Here is an 11443-nt window from a genome sequence, read left to right as displayed (position 1 = left end):
GGCCAGTTCGGGTCAAGGCCTGTGCTTGGCGGTCACTCGGTCGGCTCGAGCCGGGTGGTGCCCCATTTCGCATGGATCGCGGCGAGCCGTCCGTCGGCCGCCGCCTTCTCGATCACCGCCTCGAGCGCGTAACCGAGGTCGTTGGAGCCGACCTTGACGGCGAGCCCGATCGGCCAGGACGTACGCACGATGCCCGGCATCGGCCATTCCTCGACGGCGACCGGGCGATCGAGCCCGTGCGACGCCCATTCGACCTGGGCCCGCGTCGCCACCAGCGCCGGCACCGCGCCGGCGCGGAACCGTTCTGCCGCCGCCCCGAAGGTCCGGCCGCGTTCGATGTTGGCGCCGAGGATGCCGTTGAAGGCCGCCGACAGCCAGATGTCGGCGGTCGAATCGAGTTCCACCGCGACTTTGCGCGAGCGGAAGATCGCGAAGCTGCGGGTGGTGATCGTCGCCGGATCGAAGGCGATCGCCATCCGCTCCTGGGCGTAGCGGCAGCAGAAGGCGACGTTGTCGTTGCGCCGCGTCAGTTCCGGGTCGAGCGGCACGTGCATCATCACGTCGGCGACCTTGCGCTCGACGATGTCGCCGCGCCAGACGTTGGCGCGCAGGTCGCCGTCGACGTCTTCGCCGGCCATGCGCACCATGAATTCCGCCCTCACCCCGAGTTCGGCGGCGAGCAGCTCGCCGATCTCGACGTCGATGCCCTTCGCCTTCCCGTCCTCTTCGACGGCCCAGGGGGCGAAGTCGCGGTAGACCGAGACGACCAGCACGCCGCTTTCGCGGACCTTGTCGAGCGGCCGCGCCGCCGCCGGCACGACGGCGCCGGCCACGACGAGCGCCACCGCCGCCGCCATCCATCTCCGACCGACGAGGGGGCGAGCGCGTCTCATGTCACTTCTCGCGGGTTTCGATGTAGGAGCGGATCGCCCACATCGCCTCCTGGCTGAGGATACCCTCGAAGGGCGGCATCTTGTAGGCCCCGTTCTGCGAGAAGCCCCTGCGGATGCGGCCGAGGAACCAGACGTCGCCCTCCTTGCCGTCCTCGAGATAGCGGATGTCGGGGGCGATGCCGCCCGACACCACCTGCAGGCCGTGGCAACGGGCGCAGTTGGCGGCGAAGCCGTGGCTGCCGACCTCGATCGCCTTCTGATACTGCTCGCCGCCCTTGAGGCGATAGGGGTTCTCGCTCAGCCAGTCGGTGCCGACGGGGTCGAGACCGGTGGTGTCGACCGCCTGGGGCGTGACGTCGCCGTGCGCTCCGGCAGGGCGCGGTGCGAGGGTCGTGACGGCGAGCGCGGCGACGGCCGCGAAGGCGATCGGCGCGAGAGCGAAGACATGACGATGCGTTCGATGGGACACGTTGCGTGTCATCGGCGAATTCCTCCCGATTACGTCGTTTTCGGCCGTCTTCCGCGACCTCTTTGATTGCCTGTGATGGTAGTTTCACGGACCGGAGGACTGAATTGTCCTTTGGTGCAAATTCGATCCGAGCGACTGTCGCGAAGTCGTACCTTCGTACCAAACTGGACTGAACTCTACGGTCTGATCATGGTGCTAGACTTGTGATCACCAAAACAAAACGGGAGGACGACCGGATGGCACGCACCATCGCCACTTCGATGCTTCTCGCCGCGACGGCCCTCGTCGGCGCGGGTCCGCCCGCGCCCGCCGCCGCACTCGAGACGGCGCTCGCCCATGTCGAACGCCGCGTCGATGCACCCGGCTTCGAGGCCGAGACGCCGCCCCTGGCAGCACCCGGCGGTCTCGCCGGATCGCGTCTGGCGGTCTCCGAGATCAACGCCGCCGGCCGCTTCCGCGACCAGAGCTTTCGTCTGGACGAGGTCGTGGTCGAACCCGACGGCGACTTCGCCGCCGCCGTCCGCGCCGAGCTCGATCGCGGCATCCGCTTCCTGGTGGTGCGAGCGGGCGCGGAGGACACGTTGCTCGCCGCCGATCTCGCCGCCGCGCAAGGCGCGATCGTCTTCGATGCCGGCAGCCCCGACGACCGGCTGCGCCGCGCCGACTGTCGTGCGTCGCTCTTCCACACGCTCCCCTCGCGCGACATGCTCGCCGATGCGCTGATGCAGTATCTCGGCAAGCGCCGTTGGTCGAAGCTGATGCTGGTCGTCGGCCCGCTTCCCGAGGATCGCCTCGCCGCCGAGGCGTATCGTGCCTCGGCCGCCAAGTTCGGTCTGCGCATCGTCGCCGACAAGACCTGGGCCGACCCGACCGACGGGCGGACGATCGCCCAGGAGGTGCCGGTCTTCACCCAAGGCGCCGACTACGACGCCGTGGTGGTCGCCGACGAGGGTGGCGACTTCGGCCGCGCCTTTCCCTATGCCACCTGGTTGCCGCGCCCCGTGGTCGGCAGTCACGGGCTGATCCCGACCGGCTGGAACGACCGCCTGCGCGGCTGGGGCGCGGCGCAGCTGCAGGACCGGTTCGTGAAGGTCGAGCATCGCCCCATGGATGCCTACGACTATGCGTCGTGGATCGCCGTGCGGGCGCTCGCCGAAGGGGTGACGCGGGCGAAGTCGAGCGACCCGGCCAAGGTGGCGGCGGCACTGGTCGCGCCCGACTACGGGCTCGGCGGCTTCAAGGGCGCCAAGGCGACCTTCCGCCCGTGGAACCGCCAGATGCGTCAGCCGATCGCCTTGGCGCACGGGGAGGGCGTCGCCGCCTTCGCACCGATCGAGGGCTATGCCCACCGCGTCACCGAACTCGACACGCTCGGCATCGACGAGCCCGAGAACCTCTGCCCGCATCCTTCGTCCCGCCCTTGAGGGGCCGGTCACGGCAGAGAAGGGAAGTCCCTGAGGGGCGGGCGCGAAAGAAAGACGGCCGACCCCCTGGGGAGGGTCGGCCGAGGCGGCGCGGTCTCGCGCGGGTGAGACGACTACTTCGAGATCGAGCGCAGATAGCCGACGATCAGCTCCTGCTCGCCCGCATCGGTGACGCCGACGTGGCGCATCTTGGTGCCCGGCAGCATGTGGGTGTTGTCGGCCATCCAGGCCTTGACCGCCGTGTCGGTCCAGGTGAAGCCGGCGCCCTTCATCGCGTCGGAATAGGTGAAGCCCGGATAGCTGCCGGCCTTGCGGCCGATCACGCCGACCAGCGGCGGGCCGTAGGACTTCTTGGCGAGATCGTCGGCGTGGCAGATCCGGCAATGGGTCTCGAAGAGATGCTTGCCGGCGCCCGGCAGGCCGTCTTCGGCACGCGCGGCGCCCTGCGGAATGGCGAGAAGACCGAGCGCGATCGTCGCCGCTGCGGCCGAATGACGGAAATCCATGTGCTTCCTCCCGTTTTCGTCGACTCGTCGTTTCCTCGACGATGTCTGGTCGTTGAGATCGAGCATACGCGCGGCCTCGGCCCTGCGCTTTCGACCTAGGTCGGAAGCCGCGATCCCGGCGGCTTCTGCTTTGGTGCAAGATAAACCGAAATTCGGTTCATCAAGCCTTCCGCCGCATCGGATCGTAGGCGGCGACGGCGATGGCAGAGGCGACGATCGTCACGCCGGCCACGACTGCGAAGGCCACCGGCTCGAAACGGCCGTGGAGGGCGAAGCGGATCAGCTCCACCGCATGGGTGAAGGGATTGGCGAGGCAGATCGCATGGAGGAGGGGGCTCGATTCCTCGACCTTCCACAGCGGGTAGAGCGCGGACGAGGTGAAGAACATCGGAAAGATCACGAAGTTCATCACGCTGGCGAAGTTCTCGAGTTGGCGGATGACGGAAGAGAGCACCAGCCCGATCGCCCCCAACATCGCCCCGCCGAGCACCAGTGCCGGGAAGACCGTGACATAGCCCGAGAGCGGCGCCCGGACCTCCCAAACCCAGGCGACCGCGAGGAAGACGTAGACCTGCACGACGCAGACGACGACGCCTCCGACGAGTTTCGAAAAGAGCAGGAACCAGCGCGGGAAGGGGCTGACGAGCAGCGCCCGCATCGAGCCCATCTCGCGGTCGTAGACCATCGACAGCGACGCCTGCATGCCCCCGAACAAGAGGATCATCGCGCAGAGCCCCGGCGTCACATAGACCTCGTAGGGCACGTAGGTCTTGTAGGGCGGGATGATCGACACGCCGAGCACCGAGCGGAAGCCGGCGGCGAAGACGAAGAGCCAGACGAGCGGACGGACGAGCGCCGAGAAGAAGCGCCCCCGTTGCAGCACGAAACGGGCGAGATCGCGTCGCACGATGCCGAGGAAACAGCGTATCCAGGCGATCGGGCGGTGGGCCGGGTCTCTCTCGCGGAGGGGGCGCCCGTTCATGCCGCCGTCTCCCGCGTCGCTTCCGTCAGCCGGGCGAAGCCGGCGGCGAGCGATCCGTCGCTCGCCTCGAGCGCCGCGGCCTGCCCGGAGAAGCGGACGATACCGCGATGGAGCACGACGACCTCATCCTCCGCCCGCACCTCGTCGAAGAGATGGGTCGCCCAGAGGACGCCGATCCCGTCTTCGGCGACGAGACGGCGGACGAGTGCGATCAGATCGGCGCGCGAGGTCGGGTCGAGCCCGACGGTCGGCTCGTCGAGCACCAGAAGGTCGGGCGCATGGAGGAGCGCGCGGGCGATCTCGACCCGCCGCTGCTGGCCGCCCGACAGCGCCCGGACCGGTTCGCGGGCACGGTCGGCGAGACCGAAACGGGAAAGCAGCGCCTCGGCCCGCGCACGGCCTTCGCCCCGCGCCATGCCGTGCAGCGCAGCGTGGTGGGCGAGATTGCCGGCGACCGAGAGATCGAGATCGAGCGTGCGGCTCTGGAAGACGATGCCGAGGCGGGCCAGCGCCGACGTCGAGCGGCGGCGGATGTCGTGGCCGGCGATCGTCACCGACCCGACGCGGGCGTGGAAGAGGCCGGAGATCAGCGAGACGAGCGTCGACTTGCCGGCGCCGTTCGGCCCGAGCAGCGCGACGAAACGGCCGCGGGCGACGGTGAGCGACACGTCGTCGAGCGCCTTGCGTGCGCCATAGGCATGCGCGACATGGGCAACCACCAGCGCGTCGTCGGCGCGGACGTCGCCCGTCTCCTCCCTGGTCATCGGCCCCTCCCGGCTCGTTGTTTTTTCGAAGGCTGCACGCATCGCCGCCGACCGGTCAACGCCGCCGTCGTGGCCTGCGCCGGCACCGGAACGCGCATTCGCGTCGAAGTCCTTGGCAAAGATCGTGAAATGGGCTGCGCCTCCTCCTTTCGGTCGGAACGCCACGGGAAGCGTTGACGTCGAGACGGCGCGAAGTCACCCTTTCTCTCATGCTCGCCGACCGGTCACCCTCGATGTGATCGGCAAAACAATACCGTGGCGAGCGACACAAACGGGAGGATACTCACATGCGTTGGACCAAGCCCCGCGTCGAAGAAATCTGCGTCGGCCTCGAGATCAACGGCTATTTCCCGCCGGAATACTGATCGACCACAGACCATTGCGCGAGGCGCCCATGACCGGGCCTGCTCTTCGCGCGATCGTGTTGGGATCGGGCGCCGGCGGCGGCGTGCCGCAATGGAACTGCCGCTGCCGCGTCTGTCGCCTGGCCTGGGCCGGCGACCCGCGGGTTCGCCATCGCACGCAGTCCTCTCTCGCCGTCTCCGTCGACGGCGAGCGCTGGCTGTTGCTCAACGCCTCGCCCGATCTGCGCCGGCAGATCACCGACACGCCCGCGCTTCGTCCCCGCGGTGACGACCGGCATTCGCCGATCGCCGCCGTCCTGCCGACCAACACCGACGTCGACCACGTCACCGGCCTGCTCACCTTACGTGAGCGGCAACCCTTGACGCTGTTCGGCACGAAGGCGACGCTCGACACGCTCGCCGCCAACCGGATCTTCGATGTCGTCGCCCATGACGTCGTCGAACGCCGCGTCGTGCCGCTCGGCGAGGCCTTCGAGCCGCTCGAGGGGCTGTCGGTCGAACTCTTCATGGTCCCCGGCAAGGTGCCGCTCTGGCTCGAGGAGGCAGAGGTCGTCACCGACGCGGAGACGGAAGGGACGGTCGGCGTGGCGATCGAGGGCGGCGGTCGACGCCTGCTCTACGTGCCCGGCTGCGCCCGCATGACGCCGGCGCTCGAGGCGCGGATCGCCCGCGCCCATGCCGTGCTCTTCGACGGGACGCTCTTCGACGACGAGGAGATGATCCGCGAGGGGCTCGGCGACAAGACCGGCCGTCGCATGGGCCACATGCCGATGACCGGAGAAGGCTCGACGACGGAGGCCTTCGCGCACCATGTCGGCGTGCGCAAGATCTTCGTCCACATCAACAATTCCAACCCCGCGCTGATCGAGGGATCGCCCGAGGCGGCACGCGTCGAGGCCGCGGGTTGGGAGATCGGACACGACGGCATGGAGGTCGTCCCATGAACGCCATGATCACCCCGCAGCCGCCGCTCGCCGCCCCCCTGGCCGAGCCGCTGAGCCCCGAGGGCCTCGAAGCCGCGCTGCGCGCCATCGGCGCCGCCCGCTATCACGATCTCCACCCGTTCCACGACCTGCTGCACGGCGGGCATCTCACGAAGGGTCAGGTCCAGGCCTGGGCGCTCAACCGCTACTGCTATCAGGCGGCGATCCCGCGCAAGGACGCGGCGCTGATGGGCCGCTGCACCGATCGCGAACTGCGCCGCGAATGGCTGCACCGTATCACCGATCACGACGGTTTCGGCGAGGATGCCGGCGGCATCGAGCGCTGGCTGGTGCTGACCGACGGTCTCGGTCTGCCGCGCGACTACGTGATCTCGACCAAGGGTGCGCTGCCGGCGACCCGTTTCGCGGTCGAGGCCTACGTCCGCTTCGTCCAGGACAACACCCTGCTCGAGGCGGTCGCCTCCAGCCTGACCGAACTCTTCGCCCCGTCGATCCATCGCCGCCGCATCGACGGCATGCTGGCGAACTACGACTTCATCGACGAGAAGGTCGTCGCCTATTTCCGCCGCCGCCTCGATCAGGCGCCGCGCGATGCCGACTTCGCCCTCGACTGGGTGAAGCGCCATGCCCTGACGGCCGCCGAGCAACAGGCGGCGCTCGACGCGCTGACCTTCAAGACCGAGGTCCTGTGGGCCCAACTCGATGCGCTGCATCACGCCTATGTCACGCCCGGCCTGATCCCGCCCGGCGCCTTCCGCCCGACGATCTCGGGGGCGTGACATGAGCAACCCGCTCGCCCTCGTCGCCCGTCCCCGCCTGCCGCGCGGCGTCAAGCTGCGCCGCGACGACGTGCGCGGCGGCTGGATGCTGCTCGCCCCGGAGCGCGCCTTCCGCGTCGACGAGATCGCCGCCGCGGTGGTCGAACTCTGCGACGGCGAGCGCGACGTCCGGGCGATCGCCGCGACGCTCGCCGAGCGCTACGGCGCGCCGGCGCCGGAAGTCGAGGCCGACGTCGCCGCCATGCTCGGCGATCTCGCCGCCAAGAGAGTGCTCGAGACATGACCGCCGCGGCCCAGCCCTTCCGCCCCACCGCCGCGATCCCGGCGCCGATGGGCATCCTCGCCGAGCTGACTCATCGCTGCCCGCTCGCCTGCCCGCACTGTTCCAATCCGCTGACGCTCGAGCAGCGCGGCGCCGAACTCGACACCGAGACCTGGAAACGCGTGCTCTCCGAGGCGACGGCGATGGGGGCGCTGCACGTCCACCTCTCCGGCGGCGAACCGACGGCGCGACGCGACATCGTCGAGCTGACGCGCCACTGCGCCGAGATCGGCCTCTATTCCAACCTCATCACCTCCGGCATCGGCGTCTCCGAGACCCTGTTCGCGTCGCTGGTCGCGGCCGGGCTCGATCACGTCCAGCTGTCGTTCCAAGGCGCGACTGCCGAGACCAACGACCGGCTCGGCGGCTACGACGGCGGCTATCTCAAGAAGCGCGTGGTGGCGGCGATGGTGACCGAGGCCGGTCTGCCGCTCACCGTGAATGCCGTGATCCATCGCGGCAACATCGCCGAGGTCGGCGCGATGATCGACCTCGCCCTCGATCTCGGTGCCAAGCGTCTGGAGGTCGCCCACACCCAGTATTACGGCTGGGCGCTCGCCAATCGAGCGGCGCTGATGCCGTCGCGCGCCGCCGTCGACGAGGCGATCGCCGTGGTCGAGGCCGCCCGTCCCCGGCTCGAGGGGCGGATGGTCGTCGACATGGTGATCCCCGACTACTACGCCCGTCACCCCAAGCCCTGCTCGGGCGGCTGGGGCCGGCGTTCGCTCAACGTCACCCCGTCGGGCAAGGTCCTGCCCTGCCACGCCGCCGAGACGATCCGCCATCTCGAGTTCTGGAACGTCAAGGACCGCCCGCTCGCCGAGATCTGGAGCGAGAGCCCGGCCTTTGTCGCCTATCGCGGCACCGACTGGATGCCCGAGCCCTGCTCGTCCTGCGATCGCAAGGAGATCGACTGGGGCGGCTGCCGCTGTCAGGCGCTGGCCCTGGTCGGTGATGCCGCCGCCGCCGATCCCGCCTGCCACAAGTCGCCCGCCCACGCCCGCGTCGCCGCCCTCGCCGCGGCCGAAGCCGCCGCCGAGGGGCGCGACGTCGAGATCCTCTGGCGCGGACGCTGAGCCGGGTCGTGCCGGTCCGATGCTCTGCCTATCGTTCGGCTTCACCCTGAGGTGCCCGGCCATCGGCCGGGCCTCGAAGGGCGAAGCCATGACGGGCCGTGCCACCCGGCCCTTCGCGCTTCGAGGCCCGGCTGCGCCGGGCACCTCAGCATGAAGGGCCTCTGCAACAGGCCGATCGGTGGAGATTCGCTCGTCGGTCTCAGAACCCGAGCCCGCGCAGCCGGTCGGCCTCGGCCGCGAGCCAGGCGGCGTCGCGGTCCCCGCGCGGGCGCTCGATCGAGGCCGCCCGCGCGATCCGTCCCGGCGTGCCCTCCAGCCGGACGATGCGGTCGGCGACCGCCAGCGCGCTCTCGAGATCGTGCTCCACCATCACCACGGCGGTGGTCTCGTCGGTCGGGATCGCCGCGATCACCGCGCGGAGATCGCGCGTCGTCGCCTCGTCGAGCGAGGCGAGCGGCTCGTCGAGGACGAGCAGGGCGGGCTCGACGGCCAGCGCCCGGGCGAGCGCGACGCGGCGCTGTTCGCCGAGCGACAGCGTCTCGGGCATACGGTCGAAGAGCGCCTCGTCGACCCGGCAGCGCCGCAGCGCCGCCTCGATCCGCTCCGGTCCGGCGTCGGGCGCGGCGAGTGCCAGATTGCGGCGGACGCTGCGCCAGGGGATGAGCCGCGGCTCCTGGAACACCATGCCGAGGCGGCCGTCGATCGGCGCCCGGGCGCCGTCGAAGTCGTCGTCGAGCCCGGCGAGGATGGCGAGCAGCGTCGTCTTGCCGACCCCCGACGGCCCCATGATGCAGACGCACTGCCCCGGCTTCACCGCCAGCGGCACGTCGGCGAGCACGGTCCGGCGGGCCGCGCCGCGGCCGTGCCGCTTCTCGCGGATGTCGAGTTCAACGACGGCGCCAGAGGGAGACATGACGTTCGAGCGGCTCCATGACCAGTTGTTCGACGACGAGGACGACGGCGACGAAGGCGAGCGACCAGCCCATCACCGCGCGCAGGTCGAAGAGTTGGAAGGCGGTGTGGATCGCCGCGCCGACGCCGGTCGACCGGCCGAGCAACTCGACGAAGAGGACGATCTTGAACACTTGCGCCAGGGCATTCCGCGCCGCCGCCGCCGCGAAGGGCGCGAGCGCCGGCAGGATCACGTGGCGCAGACGGGTGATGCGGCCGAAGGCGAAGACGCGCGCCATCTGGTCGAGCTTGGGATCGAAGCTGCGGGCGCCCTCGCGCATCGTCACCGCGACCGACGGGATCTTGTTGAGTGCCACCGCGACGATCGCCGCCGTGTCGGTCAGCCCGAGCCAGACATAGGCGAGCACCGCGACGAGCAGCGCCGGCAGGTTCAGCCCGGCGATCAGCCAGCCGCCGAAGAAGAGATCGACCCGCGGCGACCGCCCCAGCGCCACGCCGATCGCCGTGCCGAAGACCATCGTCGCGGAGAAGGCGAGGGCGACACGGCCGAGCGTCGCGCCGAGGTGGCGGACGAGTCCGCCGCTCGCCGCGATCTCGCCGACGAAACGCGCGACCGCGGCGGGCGAAGGGAGATCGGGCGATGCGGCGATCACGGCCGCTACCTGCCAGAGCGCGACCAGCGCCGCCAGAGAGGCGAACCGGGCGAGGACCCGCGTCGCCGCACCCGGTTCGTCGGCGACCTCGCGCGATCGAGTGGGCGACGCGTCAGGGACGGCCATCGCCGCGCGTCCGATAGAGCCCGGCGGGCAATTCCGTGGCCTTGCCGACCAGTTCCGGCCCGCCGGCCGCCGCCAGCGCCGTCCAGAGGATGCGCGCGTCCGCTTCTTCGTCCGCGATCGGCCGTTTCGGCCGGCCGGCGAGGAAGGTCCGACGCAGCGCCTCGTAGGTCGCGTCGTCCTCGGCCCGCATCAGGGGGCGGATGCGCGGCCACACGGCGGGGTCCTCCATCCGCGTCGCCGTCGCCTCGACCGCGTCGACGAAACGGTCGTAGACGGCGGGTCGCGCCGCGACGTCCTCGCCGTGGAAGAGCCAGCCGACCAGCGCCACGTCGCCCCGGGTGCCGAAGCCGCGCGCCAGTTCGCCGACACCCGCGAGCCGCCGGAAGCCCTTGGCCTCGAGCCGGGTCGACTGGGTCCAGTAGAGGAGGGCGGCGTCGAGTTCGCCGGTCTCGAGCTTGCGCGCCAGCATCGGCGGCGCGCCGAAGACCGGCTCGGCGGCGCGGGAGAGGTCGATGCCGTGGCGGCGCTTGGCTTCCGCCTGGAGGAGGAGCCAGCTCTTGTCGAGCGCGCCGCCGGCGACGCCGATCTTGCGGCCGGCGAGATCGGCGAGCGTGCGGATCGGCGAGGCGGCGGCGACGACGATCGCGCCCTCCGAGGCCGACTGCGGTTGGAACACCGTCGGTCGTCCCTCGGCGCGTCGCCGTCCGGCGAAGACGAGGTCGGAGACGACGACGTCGACCGCGCCGGTCTGGAAGGCGATCCGCGCCGCGTCGTTGGAGGCGAAGGACGTCGTCTCGACCGCGACGTCGTGCGCGGTGTCCAGCCCTTCGGCGCGCATGGTCTCGACCAGCCACGACACCGTGCCGAATTCGAGCAGGCCGACGCGCAGCCGGTCGGCGGCGGCCGCCGGCAGTGCGGCGAAGACCAGCATGGCGAGGCCGAACACGAAGGCACGCGCGGCGGCCGATTGCCGCGGCGAGATGGGTGACATCGAGACTTCCTCCCCTCCGTCGGGCCGCTCGGGCGGCTCTCTTCCTGGACGGATGTCGGTCGAGCCTAGACGCGTCGCCGGCTTCGTGACATTGCCAACAGGGAGAAGATCGCGACGTCGCGGGCACCCCTCGTCGAAGCGCCGCCCCGACGAAGGGCGATTGGACGAGGGTCGGCGTTGCCGCGGACGGCGAAGCGGTTCAGGATCGCGTGAACGAGCACCGACAGAGTGCCGGCG

At 70.4% G+C, this 11443-nt stretch carries 14 protein-coding genes; 6 read left to right on the top strand and 8 right to left on the bottom strand.

Annotated elements, in window-relative coordinates; all coding sequences use genetic code 11:
- Window positions 1-32 precede the first annotated feature (32 nt).
- Together ACT53U_RS07305 and pedF are read right to left on the bottom strand one after the other, a co-directional pair.
- Window positions 33-893 (bottom strand): substrate-binding periplasmic protein, encoded by an 861-nt coding sequence (locus ACT53U_RS07305; protein WP_476153765.1) that lies wholly within the window; start codon window positions 891-893, stop codon window positions 33-35.
- A gap of 1 nt (window position 894) precedes the next feature.
- Window positions 895-1320 (bottom strand): cytochrome c-550 PedF, encoded by a 426-nt coding sequence (gene pedF, locus ACT53U_RS07300; RefSeq protein WP_476154009.1) that lies wholly within the window; start codon window positions 1318-1320, stop codon window positions 895-897.
- A gap of 278 nt (window positions 1321-1598) precedes the next feature.
- On the opposite strand from pedF, the gene ACT53U_RS07295 reads away from it, so the two are divergent.
- On the top strand, window positions 1599-2786 hold the full coding sequence (locus ACT53U_RS07295; protein ID WP_476153764.1) for an ABC transporter substrate-binding protein: 1188 nt from the start codon (window positions 1599-1601) through the stop codon (window positions 2784-2786).
- A 113-nt stretch (window positions 2787-2899) separates the two neighbouring features.
- On the opposite strand, the gene ACT53U_RS07290 is transcribed toward ACT53U_RS07295, so the two are convergent.
- The 3 genes from ACT53U_RS07290 to ACT53U_RS07280 form a co-directional block, all read right to left on the bottom strand.
- Window positions 2900-3292, bottom strand: coding sequence for a c-type cytochrome (locus ACT53U_RS07290; RefSeq protein ID WP_476153763.1), 393 nt, complete (start codon window positions 3290-3292; stop codon window positions 2900-2902).
- 160 nt (window positions 3293-3452) lie between these two features.
- Complete coding sequence (locus ACT53U_RS07285) at window positions 3453-4274, bottom strand: ABC transporter permease (protein WP_476153762.1); 822 nt, start codon at window positions 4272-4274, stop codon at window positions 3453-3455.
- The gene (locus ACT53U_RS07280; RefSeq protein WP_476153761.1) at window positions 4271-5038 is read right to left on the bottom strand and encodes an ABC transporter ATP-binding protein; all 768 of its coding nucleotides are present in this window, start codon (window positions 5036-5038) and stop codon (window positions 4271-4273) included. The genes ACT53U_RS07285 and ACT53U_RS07280 overlap by 4 nt, the downstream gene beginning before the upstream one ends.
- A 287-nt stretch (window positions 5039-5325) precedes the next feature.
- Between ACT53U_RS07280 and pqqA the strand changes: the two genes are divergently transcribed.
- From pqqA to pqqE, 5 genes are read left to right on the top strand one after another with little or no spacing between them, the layout of a single operon-like run.
- On the top strand, window positions 5326-5403 hold the full coding sequence (gene pqqA / locus ACT53U_RS07275) for a pyrroloquinoline quinone precursor peptide PqqA (RefSeq protein ID WP_476136062.1): 78 nt from the start codon (window positions 5326-5328) through the stop codon (window positions 5401-5403).
- 29 nt (window positions 5404-5432) lie between these two features.
- Window positions 5433-6347, top strand: coding sequence for a pyrroloquinoline quinone biosynthesis protein PqqB (gene pqqB / locus ACT53U_RS07270; RefSeq protein WP_476153760.1), 915 nt, complete (start codon window positions 5433-5435; stop codon window positions 6345-6347).
- Between the two features lie 5 nt (window positions 6348-6352).
- Window positions 6353-7126: a pyrroloquinoline-quinone synthase PqqC gene (pqqC, locus tag ACT53U_RS07265; protein ID WP_476154007.1), complete on the top strand. Its 774-nt coding sequence runs from the start codon at window positions 6353-6355 to the stop codon at window positions 7124-7126.
- A 1-nt stretch (window position 7127) separates the two neighbouring features.
- Window positions 7128-7409 (top strand): pyrroloquinoline quinone biosynthesis peptide chaperone PqqD, encoded by a 282-nt coding sequence (pqqD, locus tag ACT53U_RS07260; protein ID WP_476153759.1) that lies wholly within the window; start codon window positions 7128-7130, stop codon window positions 7407-7409.
- Complete coding sequence (gene pqqE, locus ACT53U_RS07255; RefSeq protein ID WP_476153758.1) at window positions 7406-8524, top strand: pyrroloquinoline quinone biosynthesis protein PqqE; 1119 nt, start codon at window positions 7406-7408, stop codon at window positions 8522-8524. Before pqqD ends, pqqE begins: the two co-directional genes overlap by 4 nt.
- 199 nt (window positions 8525-8723) lie before the next feature.
- Here the strand turns inward: pqqE and ACT53U_RS07250 are convergent, their stop codons facing one another.
- Genes ACT53U_RS07250 through ACT53U_RS07240 form a run of 3 tightly spaced genes read right to left on the bottom strand, consistent with a single transcriptional unit; the run spans window position 8724 to window position 11206 of the window.
- Window positions 8724-9437 (bottom strand): ABC transporter ATP-binding protein, encoded by a 714-nt coding sequence (locus tag ACT53U_RS07250; protein ID WP_476153757.1) that lies wholly within the window; start codon window positions 9435-9437, stop codon window positions 8724-8726.
- Window positions 9412-10215, bottom strand: coding sequence for an ABC transporter permease (locus ACT53U_RS07245; protein ID WP_476153756.1), 804 nt, complete (start codon window positions 10213-10215; stop codon window positions 9412-9414). Before ACT53U_RS07245 ends, ACT53U_RS07250 begins: the two co-directional genes overlap by 26 nt.
- The gene (locus tag ACT53U_RS07240) at window positions 10202-11206 is read right to left on the bottom strand and encodes an ABC transporter substrate-binding protein (RefSeq protein WP_476153755.1); all 1005 of its coding nucleotides are present in this window, start codon (window positions 11204-11206) and stop codon (window positions 10202-10204) included. Before ACT53U_RS07240 ends, ACT53U_RS07245 begins: the two co-directional genes overlap by 14 nt.
- Window positions 11207-11443 lie beyond the last annotated feature (237 nt).

This window comes from Pinisolibacter sp. DMC19, from assembly GCF_056313985.1.
This window is presented reverse-complemented; position numbering and strand designations above follow the sequence as displayed.

Excerpts from the sequence above, each read along its gene's own strand:
- ACT53U_RS07305 (WP_476153765.1), bottom strand. The coding sequence starts at position 893 with ATGAGACGCGCTCGCCCCCTCGTCGGTCGGAGATGGATGGCGGCGGCG.
- ACT53U_RS07295 (WP_476153764.1), top strand. The coding sequence starts at position 1,599 with ATGGCACGCACCATCGCCACTTCGATGCTTCTCGCCGCGACGGCCCTC.
- ACT53U_RS07290 (WP_476153763.1), bottom strand. The coding sequence starts at position 3,292 with ATGGATTTCCGTCATTCGGCCGCAGCGGCGACGATCGCGCTCGGTCTT.
- ACT53U_RS07285 (WP_476153762.1), bottom strand. The coding sequence starts at position 4,274 with ATGAACGGGCGCCCCCTCCGCGAGAGAGACCCGGCCCACCGCCCGATC.
- ACT53U_RS07280 (WP_476153761.1), bottom strand. The coding sequence starts at position 5,038 with ATGACCAGGGAGGAGACGGGCGACGTCCGCGCCGACGACGCGCTGGTG.
- pqqA (WP_476136062.1), top strand. The coding sequence starts at position 5,326 with ATGCGTTGGACCAAGCCCCGCGTCGAAGAAATCTGCGTCGGCCTCGAG.
- pqqB (WP_476153760.1), top strand. The coding sequence starts at position 5,433 with ATGACCGGGCCTGCTCTTCGCGCGATCGTGTTGGGATCGGGCGCCGGC.
- pqqC (WP_476154007.1), top strand. The coding sequence starts at position 6,353 with ATGATCACCCCGCAGCCGCCGCTCGCCGCCCCCCTGGCCGAGCCGCTG.
- pqqD (WP_476153759.1), top strand. The coding sequence starts at position 7,128 with ATGAGCAACCCGCTCGCCCTCGTCGCCCGTCCCCGCCTGCCGCGCGGC.
- pqqE (WP_476153758.1), top strand. The coding sequence starts at position 7,406 with ATGACCGCCGCGGCCCAGCCCTTCCGCCCCACCGCCGCGATCCCGGCG.
- ACT53U_RS07250 (WP_476153757.1), bottom strand. The coding sequence starts at position 9,437 with ATGTCTCCCTCTGGCGCCGTCGTTGAACTCGACATCCGCGAGAAGCGG.
- ACT53U_RS07245 (WP_476153756.1), bottom strand. The coding sequence starts at position 10,215 with ATGGCCGTCCCTGACGCGTCGCCCACTCGATCGCGCGAGGTCGCCGAC.
- ACT53U_RS07240 (WP_476153755.1), bottom strand. The coding sequence starts at position 11,206 with ATGTCACCCATCTCGCCGCGGCAATCGGCCGCCGCGCGTGCCTTCGTG.